This window comes from Flavobacterium sp. B167r, from assembly GCF_056824315.1.
The window spans coordinates 812291-833338 of record NZ_CP124859.1 but is presented as its reverse complement, the minus strand read 5'-3'; the positions used below and the strand labels follow the sequence as shown (position 1 = coordinate 833338).

Annotated in this window: 11 protein-coding genes; 8 read left to right on the top strand and 3 right to left on the bottom strand. The window is 35.7% G+C overall.

What is annotated here, in order from left to right; all coding sequences use genetic code 11:
• Positions 1-102: 102 nt before the first annotated feature.
• From lepA to QLQ96_RS03950, 3 genes are all read right to left on the bottom strand, one after another.
• A complete protein-coding gene (gene lepA, locus QLQ96_RS03960) occupies positions 103-1899 on the bottom strand; it encodes a translation elongation factor 4 (RefSeq protein WP_095953833.1) in 1797 nt (598 codons plus the stop codon).
• 163 nt (positions 1900-2062) lie between these two features.
• Entirely contained in the window at positions 2063-2764 is a 702-nt protein-coding gene (locus QLQ96_RS03955) for an NUDIX hydrolase (protein ID WP_482494858.1), read from the bottom strand.
• Positions 2765-2799: 35 nt separating this feature from the next.
• Positions 2800-3516, bottom strand: a complete 717-nt coding sequence (locus tag QLQ96_RS03950) for an NUDIX hydrolase (RefSeq protein WP_482494856.1) — start codon at positions 3514-3516, stop codon at positions 2800-2802.
• A 614-nt stretch (positions 3517-4130) separates the two neighbouring features.
• Between QLQ96_RS03950 and QLQ96_RS03945 the strand changes: the two genes are divergently transcribed.
• The 8 genes from QLQ96_RS03945 (at position 4131) to QLQ96_RS03910 (ending at position 21006) form a co-directional block, all read left to right on the top strand.
• Complete coding sequence (locus QLQ96_RS03945) at positions 4131-7220, top strand: SusC/RagA family TonB-linked outer membrane protein (RefSeq protein WP_482494854.1); 3090 nt, start codon at positions 4131-4133, stop codon at positions 7218-7220.
• A 12-nt stretch (positions 7221-7232) separates the two neighbouring features.
• On the top strand, positions 7233-8813 hold the full coding sequence (locus QLQ96_RS03940) for a RagB/SusD family nutrient uptake outer membrane protein (RefSeq protein WP_482494852.1): 1581 nt from the start codon (positions 7233-7235) through the stop codon (positions 8811-8813).
• A gap of 17 nt (positions 8814-8830) precedes the next feature.
• Complete coding sequence (locus tag QLQ96_RS03935) at positions 8831-9685, top strand: hypothetical protein (RefSeq protein ID WP_482494850.1); 855 nt, start codon at positions 8831-8833, stop codon at positions 9683-9685.
• A gap of 138 nt (positions 9686-9823) precedes the next feature.
• Positions 9824-12310 (top strand): glycoside hydrolase family 2 TIM barrel-domain containing protein, encoded by a 2487-nt coding sequence (locus tag QLQ96_RS03930; RefSeq protein ID WP_482494848.1) that lies wholly within the window; start codon positions 9824-9826, stop codon positions 12308-12310.
• A 124-nt stretch (positions 12311-12434) separates the two neighbouring features.
• The gene (locus QLQ96_RS03925; protein ID WP_482494846.1) at positions 12435-14834 is read left to right on the top strand and encodes a glycoside hydrolase family 31 protein; all 2400 of its coding nucleotides are present in this window, start codon (positions 12435-12437) and stop codon (positions 14832-14834) included.
• 160 nt (positions 14835-14994) lie between these two features.
• Positions 14995-17001 (top strand): glycoside hydrolase family 97 protein, encoded by a 2007-nt coding sequence (locus QLQ96_RS03920; RefSeq protein ID WP_482494844.1) that lies wholly within the window; start codon positions 14995-14997, stop codon positions 16999-17001.
• Between the two features lie 108 nt (positions 17002-17109).
• Positions 17110-18675: a GH39 family glycosyl hydrolase gene (locus QLQ96_RS03915; RefSeq protein WP_482494843.1), complete on the top strand. Its 1566-nt coding sequence runs from the start codon at positions 17110-17112 to the stop codon at positions 18673-18675.
• A gap of 93 nt (positions 18676-18768) precedes the next feature.
• On the top strand, positions 18769-21006 hold the full coding sequence (locus QLQ96_RS03910) for a glycoside hydrolase family 3 C-terminal domain-containing protein (RefSeq protein ID WP_482494842.1): 2238 nt from the start codon (positions 18769-18771) through the stop codon (positions 21004-21006).
• Positions 21007-21048: the final 42 nt, after the last annotated feature.

Sequence of the window (21048 nt, the reverse complement as noted above, 5' to 3'; positions counted from 1 at the left end):
ACCTTTTTAATTTCTGACAAGAATTCAACAAAAAACCCGACAACTTTCGTCATCGGGTTTAGTCTATATTCTTGTTTTTTCTTCTATTCTCTAAAGAAAAACTTAGTCATTCAATTTCAAAACAGCCATAAATGCTTCTTGAGGAATCTCAACGTTTCCTACTTGACGCATACGTTTTTTACCTTTTTTCTGTTTTTCAAGAAGTTTACGCTTACGCGAAATATCTCCACCGTAACATTTTGCGGTAACGTCTTTACGAAGTGCTTTAATCGTTTCACGAGCGATAATTTTAGCTCCAATTGCAGCTTGAATCGGAATATCAAATTGTTGTCTCGGAATTAACTCACGTAATTTCTCAGTCATTTTTTTACCGATGTTATACGCGTTATCTTCGTGAATCAATGCAGAAAGTGCATCGACAGTTTGAGCATTCAAAAGAACGTCCAATTTAACTAATTTCGAAGTTCTCATTCCGATTGGAGAATAATCGAAAGAAGCATAACCTTTAGAAACGGTTTTTAAACGATCATAAAAATCGAATACAATTTCCGCCAAAGGCATATCGAAATTCAATTCAACTCTTTCAGTTGTTAAATACGTTTGATTGGTAATTTGACCACGTTTTTCAATACATAAACTCATTACGTTTCCAACGAAATCAGCTTTTGTAATGATTGTAGCTTTTATAAATGGTTCTTCAACTCTGTCTAAACGAGATGGTTCAGGTAAGTCAGAAGGATTGTTTACAACAAATGCAGTTTCTGGATCTTTTTTAGTGTAAGCTAAATACGAAACGTTAGGAACTGTAGTAATTACAGTCATGTCGAACTCACGCTCTAAACGTTCTTGGATGATTTCCATGTGAAGCATTCCTAAGAATCCGCAACGGAAACCAAATCCTAACGCTGCAGAACTTTCAGGTGTGAAAACTAATGAAGCATCATTCAATTGCAGTTTCTCCATTGAAGAACGCAAATCTTCGTAGTCTTCAGTATCAACAGGATAAATTCCAGCGAAAACCATTGGTTTTACATCCTCAAAACCTGTAATCATATTGGTTGTTGGAGTTTTAGCGTCAGTTAACGTATCTCCAACTTTTACTTCTTTTGCCTCTTTAATTCCAGAAATTAAATAACCAACATCACCAGAAGAAATTACATTTTTAGGAACTTGATTTAATTTTAAAGTTCCAATTTCGTCAGCAAAATATTCATTTCCAGTGGCCATGAATTTAATTTTTTGCCCTTTTTTAATTTCACCATTTACAACTCTAAAGATAACTTCGATTCCTCGAAACGGATTGTAAACTGAGTCAAAAATCAAAGCTTGTAATGGCTCATCAGGATTTCCTTTTGGAGCTGGAATTTTTTCGATAATGGCAGCCAAAATGTTTTCAACACCAAAACCAGTTTTTCCAGATGCGTGAATAATATCTTCTAATTTACATCCCAATAAATCGATAATATCATCACTAACTTCTTCTGGATTAGCACTTGGCAAATCGACTTTGTTTAAAACTGGAATAATTTCTAAGTCGTTTTCAAGAGCTAAATATAAGTTTGAAATCGTTTGTGCCTGAATACTTTGCGCAGCATCAACAATCAATAAAGCACCTTCGCAGGCAGCGATAGATCTCGAAACTTCGTATGAAAAATCTACGTGGCCAGGAGTATCAATTAAATTCAGAATGTATTCTTCACCTTTGTAAGTGTATTCCATCTGAATGGCATGACTTTTAATCGTGATTCCACGCTCACGCTCTAAGTCCATGTTGTCAAGCAATTGCGCTTTTTCTTCACGAGCTGTAACGGTTTGTGTTGCGCCTAGTAATCTGTCCGCCAATGTACTTTTACCGTGGTCAATGTGTGCAATAATGCAAAAGTTACGTATCTTCTTCATTTGTATATATCAGTTCTCTATAACGAGTTTAAGTATTTTTTGGGTATAAAACAGTCTAAAGCAATTGCTTTAAAGCATGTTATTAAGGCGCAAAGATAGCGCAAAGTTTTGGATTCTGGAATCTAGTTATAGGATAGTTGAGGGTAAAGAATTAAAAAGGGCATTAAAATTCAAAATTGAATCCTTTTTCTGTTAATTTCTTATACATTTCAGGGTCAAATTTGTAAAGTTTGGCCGCTCTGTGCGAAACGTCTTTTTGCTTTTCATCCAATGCTGTAAGCAGTTTCATGTGAAGCACTTTTCTTCTGAAATTCGATTTGTCCAATTCGATTCCTAAAATTTCTTCGTACAAATGCATTAATTGCAATAAAGTAAATTTTTCTGGAAGAAGATTAAATCCAATTGGCGCCTGACGCACACGGTTTCTTAATTGTGACAAACTGAAATCTAGAATTTCGTTGTGGTCAAAAATCAGTTCAGGAATATCTTTTATTTTGTACCATTTTGCTTCGATAACTCGTAAACTGGCTTTAATATTATAATCTTCTCTATTTACTAAAGTATAATAACCAATGGTCACAACACGTCTTTCCAAAACACGCTGCGGATTTGTAAATGCCTTCAGCTGTTCCAAATAAATATCTTCAAGTCCTGTGAGTTCTTGCAAAATACGCTGTGCGGCGTTATCGGCACTTTCATCTATTTGAAGCCATCCGCCAAGTAGACCCCATTTGCCTTTACTTTCGCCTTGAGCGTGCTGAACCAAGAGAACTTCGAGACTCTCTTTGTTAAATCCGAAGAAAACACAGTCAATTGTGATTCCGTCAACGGCTGGTTTGTGATGGTTAGTAGTTATTTCAGTCAATTTATTGTTGTCGTATTATTAATTTGTATTGAAAATTAGAATTCAAAATTGAATCCTTTTTCAGTTAGTTTTTCATAAATTTCTGAATCAAACTTGTACAATTGTGCCGCTCTGTGCGATACATCTTGCTGTTTTTCGTCTAACGCAACCAGAAGTTTCATGTGAAGAATTTTTCTTCTAAAGTTTGGTTTGTCCATTTCGATTCCTAAAATTTCTCCATACAACTGCATTAATTGCAATAAAGTGAATTTTTCTGGCAATAAGTTAAAACCAATTGGTGTTTGGCGAACTTTATTTCTAAGATGTTTTATGCTATAATCTAGAATTTCATTGTGATCGTAAATCAAATCTGGAATTTCATTGATTTTATACCATTTTGCATCAGAAGCTGTAAAACCTGCTTTAATATTATAATCTTCTCTTTTTACTAATGCATAATATCCAATTGTGATAACGCGTCGCAACGGAAAACGATCTGGATCTCCAAATGCTTTCAATTGTTCCAGATAAATATTATCAAGACCAGTAAGCTCATTCAATAAACGATGAGCGGCGTTGTCGGTACTTTCTTTTTTGTAAATCCATCCACCTGGAAGACCCCATTTTCCTTTACTAATACCTTCGGCATGCTGCACCAAAAGCACTTCAAGGCTGCCCTTGTCAAACCCAAAAATAACACAGTCAATCGTGATGGCGTTCATCGCGCTGTTTTCATTTTTTAGAGCAGTTTTGTCTTCTTCATTTTCCACCATATACGAGATAAATTTTGACAAATTAAATAAATAAAATCATTATTAACCTTTTTGAAAGCCTTATATTTTTTTTAACGAAACAAAATTTTGATAATCAGGTGTTTAAAAATGTGAAAAAAACCTCTCTTTTTTAAAGGGTTTCTTAAATAGCTGATTGTCAATTTTATAAAACGTTGATTTTTCTATATTTTTTATTTCAATTCTACTTCAGATTTTACAACATTGATAAAAATGACTTAGTATTAATCAGAATCAAAAAAAAATAACCCTAATATTTTGTTAATATAGAAAATTTGTTTTACACTTGTAGTCAAATTTACCATAAGATAAATTCAAATTGACTATAAGTAAAAAAAGGAACAAAGCTACACTTAACTTAAACTTACCACAATGTTTTTTTTAAGAAATTGATTTAAATCGCTTTTTGTTGAGATTACCATCATCAAATTTTGCCCAAAGAATCGATTTTGAAGTTGTTTATAGTCTGCAAGTACTAAATGTTGGAAAAGAGATTCAGGCCCTCTTTTTTGGCATGACCTGCTTGGGAAGTTTTTCCGGGATTTCTCCTAAGGTAAAAAACACTAACTATAACTTAAACTTAATCAATTCTTATTATGAAAAGCAAAAATTGTATTAAAACAACAAAGCTTCCATATTTTATGGCGGTGCTGCTTAGCGTATTTATGATGCAGTTTGGATTTGCTCAAGAATCCAAAACTGTAAGTGGGACAATTACCTCTTCCGAAGACGGATTTGGAGTTCCAGGAGCAACTGTACAAGTACAGGGAACAAAATCGAGTACTGTTACCGATTTTGACGGAAAATATAAAGTTGAAGCTAAAACTGGAGATGTTTTGGTGATCACTTTTGTGGGTTTCAAATCACAGAATATTACGGTTGGAACTCAAAAAACAGTTAATGTGGTTTTAAACCCAGAAACTGCAGAACTTAAAGAAATTGTAGTAATCGGTTACGGTACTCAAAAGAAGAAAGTAAATACAGCTGCGACTTCTTTGGTGTCTGGAAAAGACATTCAGCAAGTTGCGTCTCTTGATGTTGTAAATGCTTTACAAGGTCAGGCTTCTGGAGTTTCTGTAACTTCATCTTCTGGTCAGCCGGGAGCGAATATGGTGGTAAATATTCGTGGAGCAGGTACAGCAGGAAATAGCGATCCGCTTTATGTGGTTGATGGTGTAGTAGTAGATAACGGAATCGGATATCTTGATCCATCTGTTATTGAAAGGGTTGACGTTTTGAAAGATGCTTCTGCAGCTTCTATCTACGGAGCAAGAGCGGCAAATGGAGTTATCTTAGTTACAACTAAAAAAGGAAAAGATGGTAAAATGAATGTGTCTTTCAGTTCTTACACAGGTTTTCAGCAGATTGCAAAAAAACTGGATTTGATGAATACACAAGAATATACTACAATCATGAACGAAGCTCGTGTAAATTCTGGTTATGCGCCATTATATTCTAAAGAGCAAATTGCAGGATTTCCTAACCACGATTGGCAAAAAGATTTGTTCAACGAAGGTGCAATGAAACAAAATCACTCTCTTTTAATTACAGGTGGTGACGAAAAATCTACAATTGCAACTGGTTTATCTTACTACGGACAAGAAGGTATGATTGGAGGATCTACTAATCAATCGCAATACGACCGTGTTACTTTTACATTAAACTCTACTTCAGAAATTATTAAAGGATATTTGAAAATTGGAGAAAACTTCACATTATCAAACATCAAATCAAGCGGTGTTGCAGATGATGGAATTTATAGCAACGCAATTAGAAGTTTCTTAAATGCAGCTCCGATTGATGAGGCGTATGACGAAAATGGAGGTTTTGCTCGTTCTATTATTTCTCAGGATATCAGCAATCCAGTTGGATCTTTATACTATAACAACTTCAATCAGACTAAAACAAATCGCTATGTAGGTAATATTTTTGCTGAATTGAAATTTGCAAAAAACTTTACTTTCAGAACAAGTTATGGTGTTGATATGACAGATAGCAACTACCGTTCTTTCAGACCAGTTTATTCTCTTTCTTCAAATGACAATAACACGGTTTCGAGCGTAACTCAAAGTGGAACAAAATCTTTAGGATGGATTTTTGAAAACACACTTCAATACAAATTCAACATTGTTGATTCTCACAATTTTGATGTATTAGTAGGTACTTCTGCTAAAAAGAATACTTCTGATTATATGGAAGGTCAAGGAAGAAACTTAATTTTTGATGATTTCGAACATGCTTATTTAGATAATGCAAAAGATCCGACATCAAATGTGGTTAAAGGAAACCGTAAAGATTACGCGATTCAATCTTACTTCGGACGTTTATTGTACGATTACAACAACAAATACTTATTCTCTGCAACAGTTCGTCGTGACGGTTCATCAGAATTTGGTCCAGACAACAAATATGCTATTTTCCCATCGTTCTCTGCAGGATGGAATTTAGATAAAGAGGCTTTCTTTAAAGAAAACAAAGTTTTAAATACTTTCAAATTAAGAGCAAGCTGGGGACAAAATGGTAATGACCAATTTGGTAGAAGATTTGCTTATTTGTCGACTGTAAACTCAACAGACAAAACATATCACTTCGGAACTGGTGACGAAACTCTTTTAGTAGGTTCAAGCCCAGACCAATTGGCAAACCGTAACTTAAAATGGGAAACTTCTGAGCAATTAGACTTAGGTTTTGATGCTACATTGTTTAATAATTTTACTTTAACTTTTGATTACTATGACAAGAAAACTAAAGATTGGTTAGTATTGGCATCTATCCCAACTTATGCTGGAGCAACTGCACCTTACATTAATGGTGGAGACGTAAGCAATAAAGGTTTTGAGATTGGTTTATCTTACCGCACACGTTTTGGAAAAGACTGGAATTTTGCAATCAACGCAAACCTTTCTCGTAACCAAAATGAAGTGTTGAAAATTGCTAACAACGAAGGAATCATTCACGGAGAATCAAACGTATTATTTCAAGGTTTAGACGAAATGAACCGTGTTGAGGTTGGAAAACCAATGGGTTATTTCTACGGATTAAAAACAGCTGGAATTTTCCAAAATGCTACTGAAGTTGCAGCCGGTGTTCAGCCAAATGCAGTGCCAGGAGACGTTCGTTTCGTAGATTTAAATAATGATGGGAAAATCGATGCAAATGATAAAACTCAAATTGGTGATCCAAATCCAGATATCAACTACGGAGTTAACTTAGAATTATCATACAAAGCTTTTGATTTCTCTGTTAATACTTACGGTATCGCTGGAGGTCAAAACGTTTTTGGAGTTCACGATTACACACGTGCTTACACAAATAACACGACTGAAGTGTTAGGCAGATGGACAACTGAAGGAACTTCTAACAGAATTCCAAGAGTAACTTACGGAACAGATGATAACGGAAACTATACTAAATTCTCTGATTTGTACATTCAGGATTCAGATTTCTTCAGAATCAAAAATGCTACAATTGGATGTGATTTAACGAAGTTAACAGACAAACTTAAATTCTTCTCAAAATTCAGATTGTACGTGGCAGGAAATAACATTTACACTTTCACGAAGTACAAAGGAATGGATCCAGAAATTGGTTTCGGAAACGTAAACCAGTCTTGGGCTAAAGGAATTGACGTTGGATATTATCCTCAGCCAAGAACCTATTTGATGGGTCTAAATGTTAATTTTTAAATTTTGAAAACGATGAAAACATATATAAAATTATTTGCCCTTTCAAGCTTACTTGTTTTAGGTTCTTGTTCGGAGGATTTTTTAGAAAACGAACCATATACAGATAAAGTAACAGAGAATTTTTATAAAACTCCATCTGATGCTTTTGAAGGTTTGGTTGCTGTTTATGACATATTGCAAAGAGAAGCTTACGGTACTCAATTGATCGTAAGCGAGCAAGCATCTGATAACTGTTTTGGTGGATTTGGTATTGCTGACCCAACGGTAGATTTACAGTGGGACCGCTTTCAATATACTACAGATAAAGATATGAACGCCTTAACATGGACAAACTCTTATCTTGGAATTTACAGAGCTAACATTTTATTAGAAAATTTAGATAAAGTAAACTGGGGATCAGATACAGCTTTGAAAACGCGTTACGAAGCTGAAGCTCGTTTCTTGAGAGCACACTTTCACTTTCAAGCGGCAAAAATGTTTGGAGATATAGTTCCATTAGATCACACCGTGACAACAAGTGAGTTTGAATTGCCAAGACAAGCAGCAGAAGTTACGTATGCTTTAATTGCAAACGATTTGAAATTTGCAGCAGACAACTTAGGGCCAGAAAACTATTCGCAAGCTGGAAATGCAAACTACGGTCGTATTACAAAATGGGCTGCAGAAGCTTATTTGGCTAGAACTTTCTTGTTTTACACAGGAGCATACAGCAAACCAGATTTAGCTGGTGTAGTTTCAAAAGCAGAAGTAACAACTTATATTAATGATGCTGTAAATAATAGTGGTCACGGTTTAGTTGCTGATTTTGCTAATCTTTGGTTAGCAGCTTCTTTTGAAAATTTTGCTGGAGAAGACAATACAGAAATGGTTTGGGCTGTTCGTTTTAACGGATCAGGAAAAGGAAACTGGGATCTTCATGAAGGAAACCGTTTTCAAGTAAACATTGCACCACGTGGAGGATCTATTGGAAAATATGCAACTGGATGGGGAGGAGCACCTGTAAATCCTAAACTAGTTGAAGCTTATGATGCTACAGATAGCAGAAAAGCGGCTTCATTTATTGATTACGCAGGCGAAAACTTAAACTTTGATCCACAAGCTAGAGAGCAACGTCAATATACTGGATATTCTTGGAAAAAATACTGCCCAATTACAAACGCAGCAGGAACTGCTGTTGTAGAAGCTAATGGTGGAAATTTCCAAATTGATAATTACCAAGATTACGCAATTATCCGTTTTGCTGACGTTTTATTGATGGCTGCAGAATTGAATTTAGATTCTAATGCGGCATTAGCGCAAGCAGATTTAGACAGAGTTCGTGACCGTGCATTTAAAAGTACAACACACAGAATTCCTGTAACTAAAGCGGTTATTATGGAAGAGCGTCGTTTAGAACTGGCTTTGGAAGGATTACGTTATTTTGATTTAATCAGACAAGGAATGCCTGCAATGAAAGCTGCTATTGATAACACTTCGGGAGATTCTCAGTTTGCAGTTACTTTTAGAACAGAAACTCAAGGATGGTTTCCTTTACCGCAGTCTCAAATTGTACTTTCAAATGGTACAATAATTCAAAATCCAGGTTGGAATTAATTTTAAACAAAATGACTATGAAACGTATATTATATATCTTAATAGCAGCTGTTACAATTGGTTCGCTGTTATTTTCATGTGAAGCAATTGATGATCGCGAAAGCCTTCCAGCAGTTACTTTGACACCAGAAACACTTAAGTTTTCTATAACGCAAGATGCTACAAACAAAAATCTTATAAATCTTAAAAGTGATGACCCAACGGTTATTCCGTTTTGGAAATATGTTGATGCATTAGGAAATGAAGTAGGTCATTCTAATAAAAGCACTGATCAAGTAGTTCTTCCATTTGCTGGAAAATATACTATTTATTACTCAGCTTATACAAGAGGAGGTTCTGTAGAAGCTGCTCCGGTTGTATTAGATATTGCAGAAAATGACGAAAGTTATTTTAGAGATCCAAAATGGGAAATGCTTACAAATGGTGTTGACGGAAAAACTTGGGTTTTAGATTTTGTTGATCCAGTTGGATGGGCAGGTTTAGATTACCCAGCTGCATCTGGAGATAACTGGAGCTGGTTGCCAGATTATGCAAGTAATTCTTGGGTAATGGATAATAAAGATTGGGGACAAATGTATTTTGATTTAAATGGAAATTACAACACAACAGTTACTCAAACAGCGATTGCAAACAGCGATCAAACTACAAAAAAAGGAACGTATTCGTTTGATATTAAAAATAATAAATTAGTTTTTAATGGTGGAGTAGAAATGCTTTACGGTGGAGATTATTATGGAGACTGCAGCAACTGGATCAGCGTAAAAGTGGTTGAGCTTACAGCAACATCTTTAAGATTAGCAGTAATACGTGATAAAAGTAGAAAAGGTGAAGGAGTTTGCTTAATTGTATTCCACTATAAAGTAAAATCGTAAGTTAGTTAGTTTTGAAGTCTCAGTCCTAAAAGCATTTTGTAATGTTCTTTAAGACTGAGACTTAAATTATTTTAGTAAGAAATAAATGAAATCATTTTTTATTTCTATCTTCAAATTCCAAAAAACAAAAAAGTACCTATGCAGATCAGAAAAAACATAAAAAAATTAAGTTTATGGGCTTTTGCAGCTGGAATTCTTTTCTTTAATTCTTGTACTAAAAAAGAAGATGCATTTGTAAACCGAAAAATATCTTTCAATTCAGATTGGAGTTTTCATTTAAACGATAGTATTGTTGATAAAGACACCATTGGAACTTCAACTAAATGGAGAACTTTAGACGTTCCTCACGATTGGAGTATCGAAGGGAAATTTGATGAAAAAAGCCCAGCAGGTTATGGCGGAGGATCGCTTAACGGAGGATTAGGCTGGTACAAAAAAACATTCAAAGTTGCTGCAGAAGACAGCACAAAAATTACTTCAATCACTTTTGATGGCGTTTACAGAAACAGCGAAGTTTGGGTAAACGGACATTATTTAGGAAAACGTCCAAACGGATATATCGGTTTTCAATATGAGATTACTCCATACTTAAATTACGGAGAAAAAAACAACGAAATAATTGTTAAGGTTGACAATTCAAAACAACCTAATTCACGCTGGTATTCGGGTTCAGGAATTTTTAGAAATGTCTGGATCGAAACAACAGATAAACTTCACGTTGGACAATGGGGAACCTACATTACAACTCCAAAAGTTACGGCTGAAAAAGCTTCGGTTAGTATTGAAACTACAATTAAAAATCAATACAAGGAAGATAAGAAAGCAACTGTAACGACAACTATTTTTAAAGAAGACAAAAAAGTAACATCGGTTACTCAAGATATAACAATCAATGCGAATGGAAATCAAACTTTGAACCAATCGGCTGAGGTTGAAAATCCTGCATTATGGTCAGATGAAAATCCAGAATTGTACACGGCAGTTACGGAAATTTCGCTTGACGATAAAATCATTGATCAATACAAAACTACTTTCGGAATCAGAGATTTTAAATTCGATTTGAACAAAGGTTTTATTTTGAATGGAAAACAAGTCAAAATAAAAGGAGTTTGTATGCATCACGATTTAGGTCCGTTGGGTTCGGCGATCAACACGCGCGCCATCGAACGTCAGTTGGAAATCCTGAAAGAAATGGGCGTAAACGGAATCAGAACTTCACACAATCCGCCTGCAACAGAACTTTTGGAACTTTGCGATAAAATGGGTTTCATTGTCATGGATGAAGCTTTTGATATGTGGAAGCAAGCCAAAACCAAATACGATTATGCAAATGATTGGGACAAATGGCACAAACAAGATTTAATAGATCAATTGTTACGCGACCGAAATCACGCCAGTATTTTTATGTGGAGTATCGGAAATGAAATTCCGGAACAATGGAATGAAACGGGAATTGAAATCGCTAAAGAATTAGCCGCAATAACGCGTCAATACGATAAAACAAGACCACTTACAGCAGGAATGAACCCGCCTGTAAATATGAATATTGATGCGGTAACGTTACAATTCGAGAAAAAAAATGTTTCCGTTAATCCGCTTGCAGGATCTGGAGTTTTAGATTTAATCGGATACAATTATGCACATCAAACATTCGAACATCATTTAAAAAACTTCCCAAATACACCTTTCATCGCAACCGAAACTACTTCGGGTTTACAAACAAGAGGTTATTATGATGCCGTTTCAGACACAATCAAAAAATGGCCGGTTAGTTGGGATAAAAAATTTGATGGAGGAAATCCAGGAAATACCGTTTCGGCTTACGATCAGGTGCAAACGCCTTGGGGATCAACGCACGAAGCTACTTGGAAAATCATTAAAAAACACGATTTCTTAGCTGGAATGTACGTTTGGACAGGTTTCGATTATATCGGAGAACCAACTCCATACGAATGGCCATCGGTAAGTTCGTATTTCGGAATTGTCGATTTAGCCGGTTTCCCGAAAGACGTATATTATATGTACCAAAGCGAATGGACAACTAAAGATGTTCTTCACATTTTCCCACATTGGAACTGGAAAGCAGGACAAACAGTTGACGTTTGGGCATACTACAATAATGCAGATGAAGTGGAACTTTTCGTAAACGGAAAATCAGTTGGAAAAAGAGCTAAAAAAGGGGATAATTTACACGTAATGTGGAGAATTCCATTCGAAGCAGGAACGCTAAAAGCCGTTTCTAGCAAAGACGGAAAAGTGGTTTTAGAAAAAGAAATCAAAACGGCTGGAAATCCTTCGCAATTAAAATTAACGGCTGACAGAAGTACGATTAAAGCAGACAAAAATGATTTGTCATTTGTAACCGTAGATATTTTGGATGCCAACGGAACAATTGCTCCAAATGCAAACAACGAAATCAACTTCTCATTAAAAGGAAATGGAAAAATTGTAGGCGTTTGCTCTGGAGATCCAGTAAGTCACGAACCGTACAAAGCAACTAAGCATACCGCTTTGGCAGGAAAATGTTTGGTGATTGTACAATCGGGTGATAAATCTGGAAGATTGGAATTGACCGCTAAAGCGAATGGACTTCAACAAGCCACAATCGTAATTACAGCAGAATAAAATACCACGTTCCTGCAAGGTTTTCAAAACCTTGTAGGTATCTATAATATTTTGAATAAGTAAAAAAGAATACCTACGAGGTTTTGAAAACCTCGCAGGAACTAACATCTAGAATTATTGACTCATGAAAAACAGACAACTAACCACATTGTTTTCGGCTTTTATGCTTGGATTTGTATTGACGCCAAAAGCATCAGCTCAAATTCAGAATGCAGATGTGCTGAATGCTCCGATAGATATCAGTAAAGATTTTCAGAATTATCTGAACACTTTTTATTTCGCAGATGAGCTAGCTTCTTTTGATCCTGCGACAGGAAAAGGAACGATTAAATATCTGCGATATAATTATAAAACACGTCAGGCTTTCAACAACATGATGATGAAGCCAGATGTGGAAAAAGCAAACGAATTCCCAACAACAGAATATGCAGAATCTCCAGTTTTGCCATTCGAAATTCAGTTTGTTTCAGACAGAACAGTTCGTATCAAAACGACTTCTGGGCCACAATTTCATCCGCAAAAAGAATCTTTAATGTTGGTTGACGGAGTTGCTCCGAATCACCCAGAATTATGGAAATATGCTAAAATTGAAGGAGGTCACAGCTACACAAGCAAACACGGAAAAGTCGAAATTTTGACAAAACCGTGGCACGTAAAAATCTACGATGAAAAAGGAAAACTTTTAACGAGCACACTTCACGATACAGATTTTAAAAACACGTATACACCAACACTTCCGTTTTCTTATGTTCGAAGAAACAGCGATTATTCAAGAAGTATGGGCGCTGCGTTCAGCTTAGAGCCAGACGAAAAAATATTTGGTTGTGGAGAATCTTTCACACAATTCAACAAACGCGGTTCAAAAGTAGTTTTATGGGCGGATGATGCAAACGGAATCCAAAATGAAACGATGTACAAACCAATTCCGTTTTACATGAGTAGCCGTGGTTACGGAGTTTTCATGCACCATTCAACACCAATTACAGTTGACTTCGGAAAGTATTTTTCAAGTGCAAACGAAATGTACATTGGAGACGACGAAGCCGATTTGTTTTTCTTCATCGGAGAACCAAAAGACATTTTAGATCAATACACAGATTTGACAGGAAAAGCTGCCATGCCACCACTTTGGTCATTTGGTTTCTGGATGAGCCGTATCACGTATTTCTCAGAAAAAGAAGGACGTGAAGTTGCGAGAGATTTGCGTAAATATAAAATTCCAACAGACGTAATTCACTTTGATACAGGTTGGTTTGATGTAGATTGGAGAAACAATTACGAGTTTGCAAAATCTCGTTTCCCAGATGCTACAAAAATGATGTCTGATTTGAAAAAAGACGGTTTCCAAGTTTGTCTTTGGCAATTGCCATATTTTACTCCAAAGAACACTTTGTTCCCAGAAATTATGGACAAAAATTTGGCGGTAAGAGACAGAAAAGGAAATCTTCCTTATGAAGATGCGGTTTTAGATTTCTCAAACCCAGAAACAATTTCTTGGTACCAAGGAAAATTAAAAAAATTATTTGATGAAGGAGTTGCGGTTTTCAAAGTAGATTTTGGAGAAGCGGCACCAGCAGACGGAATTTATCATTCAGGAAGAACAGGTTTCTACGAGCACAATTTATATCCATTACGTTACAACAAAGCAGTTGCTGAAATCACTCAGAAAGAAAAAGGTTATACTTTAATCTGGGCGAGAAGTACTTGGGCAGGATCTCAGCGTTATCCTTTACATTGGGGAGGAGACTCTGAAACTACTAACGGTGCAATGTCGGCAGAGCTACGCGGTGGACTTTCTTTAGGACTAAGCGGATTTAGTTTCTGGAGTCATGATGTTGGAGGTTTCGCAACTAAATCTCCTGAAAATATTTACAGAAGATGGACGCCATTCGGAATGTTGACTTCGCACGTAAGAAGTCACGGAGAACCGCCTCGCGAACCTTGGTTGTACAGCAAAGATTTCTTGGAAGGATTTAGAAAAGCAGATAATATGCGTTACGAATTAATGCCATATATCTACGCTCAAGCGAAAGAAAGTTCAGAAAAAGGATTGCCAATGATGCGTGCTTTATTTGTAGAATATCCAAACGATCCGGGAGCTTGGTTGGTTGACAATCAATATTTATTTGGTTCAAGTATGTTGGTTGCACCACTTTTCGAAGAGGTTGAAGAAAGAGATGTTTACATTCCTGAAGGAACTTGGATCGACTATCAAACTAAAAAAGTATACCAATCAGGATGGCATAAAATTAAAGCAGGCGAAATTCCGATTATTGTTTTGATTAAAGACGGAACTGTAATCCCACACATTGGTTTAGCGCAGTCGACAAAAGATATGGATTGGAGCAAATTGACATTAAAAGTATTTGCAAGTGATAAAACAACTTCAGCTTCAGCCAAAGTTTATTTACCAAACGGAGAGGCGCTACAAGAAATAAAAGTTACCAAAAACGGAAACAATTTTGACGTAACAACAAATCCATTAAACGGAAAAACCACTTTCAAAACAGAGTGGGCAAAATAAAAAATATAGCCACAGATTAAAATGATTAGAAAGGATTTTTTCTTTCTCTCGCAGATTTTGCAGATTGAGCAGATTTTTAATCTTTTAATCCTTTAATCTGTGGCAAAAAATAGTCAGAGATTTGAAAAATCAGTGACAAAAAAACATAATACCAAAAAACATGAAAAACTATCTAATTCTCCCAGCCGTACTGCTTTCAATCACCGTTGGCTACAGTCAGAAAAACAAGAACGCTTACGAATTGGCATCGCCAAACGGACAAAACAAAATCAAATTTGAGCTTGTAAAAAACGCTCCAAAATATGCTGTTTCTCACGGAAAAACCGAAGTGATTTCTCCATCTGAAATGGGATTTGTATTGAAAGGAAACGAAGATTTAAGCACAAACTTTGAAATCAAAGGAGCAAAAACTTCTACGTTTGATGAAACTTGGGAACAAGTTTGGGGAGAAAAGAAAAACATTAGAAACAACTACAATCAATTGGTTGTTGATTTACAGCAAAAAACTGGAAACAAACGTAAATTACAAATTCAATTCCGTGCTTTTGATGACGGAGTTGCTTTTAGATATGTTTATCCAAAACAAAATGTAAAAGACAGTATTTTCATTACAGATGAAAAAACGACTTTCAATTTAAAAGAAGACGGAAAAGCTTGGTGGATCCCTGCAAACTTGGAAAACCGCGACGAATATTTATTTAAAGATGCTCCAGTAAGTACACTTGATACGGTTTTAACTCCGCTAACAATCGAAAGCAAGAGCGGATTGGCTTTAAGTTTTCACGAAGCAAATTTGATTGATTTTGCGAGTATGACTTTGGTAAATACAAAAGGGACAGAATTAAAATCTGATTTAGTGCCGTGGCCTGATGGAATAAAAGTTCGTGTGAAAGACACTTTTACTTCTTCTTGGAGAACAATTCAAATTGGAGAAAATCCTGGAGAATTGATTACTTCTTATTTGGTTTTAAACTTGAACGAACCAAACAAATTAAAAAATACAAATAGCTATTTCAAACCATACAAATATTTAGGGATTTGGTGGGGAATGCACATCGGAAAATATACTTTCTGGGAAAGCGACAAACAAGGAGCAACGACAAAACATGCTGAAGAATACATCGATTTTACTGCAAAAGAAGGTTTCCACCATTTATTAATTGAAGGATGGAATAAAGGATGGACGCCAGGTTGGTACGAAAACCGTATGCACATGTTCAGCTTCACGAAAAGCGCTGATAATTTCGACTTAGAAAAAGTAGTTGCTTACGGAAAAAGCAAAAACATCGAATTAATCGGATACCATGAAACGGGTTCAAACTTAATTAACTACTTAAAAGAAGTTGACGAAGGTTTTGCTTTATACAAAAAATTAGGAATTCATACGGTAAAAATCGGGCACGTTGGTTCTAAATTAAATATGAAACAAATGCACTTCGGACAATTTGGAGTAAATTATTTCAGATATATTTTAGAAAAAGCGGCACAATACGATTTAGCGGTTTTATACCACGAGTCTATTAAAGATACAGGAGAAAGAAGAACTTTTCCAAACATGGTTTCGAGAGAAGCGGCAAGAGGACAAGAATACAACGCTTGGAGCGAAGGAAATCCCCCAAACCACTTAAGCATTATTCCATTTACAAGATTGCTTTCTGGACCAATGGATTTCACACCTGGAATTTTTGATGTTGAGGTAAAACAAGGTTATCCAGGAAAAAGAATTCAAGGAACAGTTGGGCAGCAATTGGCATTGTATGTAGTACTTTATTCTCCAATTCAAATGTTGGCAGATCTTCCTGAAAACTACGAAGGAAAACCAGCTTTACAATTCTTAAAAGATGTTCCAACAGATTGGGAAGACACAAAAATCTTAGAAGGAAAAATTGGTGAATACATCACAACAGCAAGAAAAGACAGAAATAGCGCAGACTGGTATTTAGGAACTTTGACAAATGAAAACCCAAGAAACGTAAATGTTTCATTATCATTTTTAGATCCAAATGCGACTTACGAAGCGCAGATTTATGTTGATGCGGAAGGAACAGATCAAAAACACAATCCAGAAGCAGTAGCGATTTCTAAGAAAACAGTAAAATCTACAGACTCTCTAAAATTGAATTTAGGAGGAGCTGGCGGTGGAGCAGTGAGATTTAAAAAATTGTAATTAAGGTTAGAAGTTAAATGTTAGACGTTAGATGTTAAACCCGACAGGTTTTTAAAACCTGTCGGGTTTGGTAACGCAAAAAGATAAATACAACGAAACCATTTTCAGATGAAAAAACTTTTAATAATAACAGTTGCTTTAATTTCTTCAATTAATTCGTTTGCACAGAATGAAAACCGAACTATAAAAGTCGATTTCAATAAAACTGCAGGGAAATTGAACACGATGTTTAAAGAATGCATTGGTGCGGGAAGAGCAAATGAAGGTCTTCGTGCCGATTGGCAGCAGCAATTGGCAATTGTAAAAAAAGAATGCGATTTTAAATACATCCGCTTTCATGGTTTATTGACAGATGATATGGCCATTTACCGCGAAGACGAAAAAGGAAATCCAGAATACAACTACCAATATGTAGACGTTTTGTTCGATTATATTGTGAGTCTGAAAATGAAACCTTTTGTTGAATTAGGTTTTATGCCGAATGCTTTGGCAAGCGGAAAAGAAACTATTTTTTGGTGGAAAGGAAATGTTACGCCTCCAAAAGATTATAAAAAATGGGAAGATTTAATTAGAAATCTAACGGCACATTTCAAAGAACGTTACGGAGACGAAGAAGTAAAAACATGGTATTTTGAAGTGTGGAACGAACCAAATCTTTCACCTGGTTTTTGGAGCAGTACACAAGAAGAATATTATAAATTATACGATTACGCAGTTCGCGGAGTAAAAGCAGTAAACAAAGACTACAAAGTTGGAGGGCCTGCAACTGCTGGTGCAGCCTGGGTTCCTGAAACAATTGCTTTTTGCGAAAAAAATAATGTGCCAATTGATTTTATTTCGACACATACTTACGGCGTAAAACACGGATATTTGGACGAATTCGGAACTTCTGGAACAATCTTAAATAAGGACGAATCGAGTGTAAGCGGGGACGTTATAAATTCACGCAAACAAATTACAGAATCGGCTAAACCGAATTTAGAATTACATTATACAGAATGGAGCGCGTCTTATACGCCTGCAGATCCAATTCACGACAGTTATCACTCGGCAGCGTATATTTTGCAGAAATTAAAACAAGTTGGAAACGCAGCAAACTCAATGTCATATTGGGTTTTTACAGATATTTTTGAAGAAGCAGGCCCAAGATTTACACCTTTTCACGGTGGTTTCGGATTGATGAATACACAGGGGATTAAAAAACCGGCTTATTTCTCTTATTTTTTAATGAATAAATTGGGAGAAACAGAACTTCAAAATGCAGATAAATCGTCTTGGACTTCTAAAAATGCAAAAGGCGATGTACAGGTTTTATTGTGGGATTTTACAAATACACATCCTGGCGATAAAGAGTTGAATCAGACCTATTACATTAAAGATCTTCCATCAAAAGAAAAAGGAAAAGTCAAAATTGAAGTGGACGGAATGCAGAAAGGAAAATATGTACTAGAAGTATATAAAGTTGGTTACAAAGTAAATGACGTTTACGCAGATTATCTCGCATTGAATAAACCAAGTCAGTTAACACGCGAGCAGGTAAATTCATTAAAAGAGAAAAATACCGGCGCGCCAATTTCAACAGAAAAAATTACAATTGACGGAAAAGGAACTTTCAGCAGAGAATTCAAAATCAATGAAAATGATGTTGTAATGCTGAATTTGATTAAGCAATAATTTTAGATAAAACCACAAACATAATATTAACCGCATTTAAAGATGTCGTGTGAGGAATCAAAATCTTTAAATTCAAAAAACATCTAACTATCTATGAAAAACAAAATGATATACCTTTCGGCGGCTTTGGTTTTTGCATTTTTTACTTCTTGTAAAAATGATGCACAGACCATAGCTTCAAATTCGGCGGAGACCGAAGAATACGTTGGAAAAGAAATAGGTACCGAGCATGATGCAGAAATCGACAAATTGATTTCGCAAATGACATTAGAAGAAAAAATCGGAATGCTTCACGGTAACAGCATGTTTGCAAATGCAGGTGTAAAACGTTTAGGAATTCCAGAATTAAAAATGGCCGATGGTCCGTTGGGAGTTCGTGAAGAAATTTCAAGAGACAATTGGGCTCCAGCTGGTTTGACCAACGATTTTGCAACCTATTATCCTGCAGGAGGTGCTTTAGCTGCAACTTTTAATGCTGAAATGGCACATACTTTCGGAACTAGTTTAGGAGAAGAATTACGTGCAAGAGATAAAGATATGTTGCTTTCTCCAGCAATCAATATGGTGAGAACGCCACTTGGAGGAAGAACTTACGAATACATGTCGGAAGATCCATTTTTGAATAAAAAAATTGCTGTGCCTTTGGTTGTTGGTTTACAGGAAAAAGATGTAATGGCTTGTGTAAAACACTACGCAGCAAACAATCAAGAAACAAATCGTGATTTTGTTGATGTGCAAATTGACGAGCGTACACTTCGCGAAATTTATCTTCCAGCTTTTGAAGCTACTGTAAAAGAAGGAAAAGCGTACAGTATCATGGGAGCTTACAACAAATTCAGAGGTGAATATTTATGTGAAAATGATTATATGCTGAATAAAATCCTTCGTGAAGAATGGGGATTTAAAGGTATTGTCGTTTCAGACTGGGCTGCGGTTCATTCTACAGGAAAAGCTTTGAAAAATGGTTTAGATATTGAAATGGGAACACCAAAACCTTTCAACGAATTTTTCTTGGCTGATAAATTGATTGCTGCGGTAAAATCGGGAGAAGTTTCAGAAAAAGAAATTGATCTTCACGTAAAACGTATTTTACGCGGATTATTCCATATTAAAGCAATGGGTGGTGGAACGCGTGCTAAAGGAAGCATCGCAACAGAAGCGCATTACCAAGACGCATACAAAATTGCTGCAGAAGCAATTGTATTGTTGAAAAACGATAACAATGCATTGCCTTTAAAACTAGACGGAGTAAAATCTATCGCTGTAATTGGAAACAACGCAACAAAGAAAAACGCTTTAGGCGGATTTGGAGCTGGAGTGAAAACAAAAAGAGAAGTTACGCCTCTTGAAGGTTTAAAGAACAGACTTCCTTCTTCAATAAAAATCAATTATGCTGAAGGATATTTAGAGCGTTACGACGAAAAAAACAAAGGAAACTTAGGAAATATTACTTCTACAGGACCAGTTACAATTGATAAATTAGATGATGCTAAAGTAAAAGAAGCGGTTGAAGCGGCTAAAAATTCAGATGTTGCCATCATTTTTGCAGGTTCAAACCGTGATTACGAAACAGAAGCTTCTGACCGTAGGGATTTACACTTGCCATTCGGACAAGAAGAATTAATTAGACAAGTTGTGGCTGCAAATCCAAAAACGATCGTAGTTATGATTGCTGGAGCTCCGTTTGATATTAATGAAGTAAGCCAAAAATCCTCTGCTTTAGTTTGGAGCTGGTTTAATGGTTCTGAAGGTGGAAATGCTTTAGCAGATGTCATTTTAGGAAAAGTAAATCCGTCAGGAAAATTACCTTGGACAATGCCAAAACAACTTAAAGACTCTCCTGCACATGCTACAAACAGTTTCCCTGGAGACAAAGCGGTAAATTATGCAGAAGGAATTTTAATCGGATACCGTTGGTTTGATACTAAAAATGTTGCGCCGTTGTATCCTTTTGGTTACGGATTATCATACACGACTTTTGCTTTAGATAATGCAAAAGCAAACAAAGAGTCGTACGCTCAAAATGAAGTAATTGAAGTTTCTGTTGAAGTTAAAAATACAGGAAAAGTAGATGGAAAAGAAGTTGTACAATTATACACTTCGAAATCTGATTCTAAAATTACACGTGCAGCAAAAGAATTAAAAGGTTTCAAAAAAGTTGACGTTAAAGCTGGAGGTTCAGAAACAGTTACAATCAAAGTTCCTGTAAAAGAACTTGCTTATTATGATGTTGCTGCTAAAAAATGGACAGTTGAACCTGGAAAATATACTATAAAAGTAGGAACTTCTTCTAGAGACATCAAAAAAGAAATTTCAGTAACAATTAAGTAGTCTTTTTTAACCATATAAGTAATTTAAGTTCATTTAAACTTT

Coding starts and splice junctions, on each gene's coding strand:
- QLQ96_RS03950 (WP_482494856.1), bottom strand. CDS start 3,516: ATGGTGGAAAATGAAGAAGACAAAACTGCTCTAAAAAATGAAAACAGC.
- QLQ96_RS03920 (WP_482494844.1), top strand. CDS start 14,995: ATGAAAAACTATCTAATTCTCCCAGCCGTACTGCTTTCAATCACCGTT.
- QLQ96_RS03945 (WP_482494854.1), top strand. CDS start 4,131: ATGAAAAGCAAAAATTGTATTAAAACAACAAAGCTTCCATATTTTATG.
- QLQ96_RS03925 (WP_482494846.1), top strand. CDS start 12,435: ATGAAAAACAGACAACTAACCACATTGTTTTCGGCTTTTATGCTTGGA.
- QLQ96_RS03940 (WP_482494852.1), top strand. CDS start 7,233: ATGAAAACATATATAAAATTATTTGCCCTTTCAAGCTTACTTGTTTTA.
- QLQ96_RS03910 (WP_482494842.1), top strand. CDS start 18,769: ATGAAAAACAAAATGATATACCTTTCGGCGGCTTTGGTTTTTGCATTT.
- lepA (WP_095953833.1), bottom strand. CDS start 1,899: ATGAAGAAGATACGTAACTTTTGCATTATTGCACACATTGACCACGGT.
- QLQ96_RS03915 (WP_482494843.1), top strand. CDS start 17,110: ATGAAAAAACTTTTAATAATAACAGTTGCTTTAATTTCTTCAATTAAT.
- QLQ96_RS03930 (WP_482494848.1), top strand. CDS start 9,824: ATGCAGATCAGAAAAAACATAAAAAAATTAAGTTTATGGGCTTTTGCA.
- QLQ96_RS03935 (WP_482494850.1), top strand. CDS start 8,831: ATGAAACGTATATTATATATCTTAATAGCAGCTGTTACAATTGGTTCG.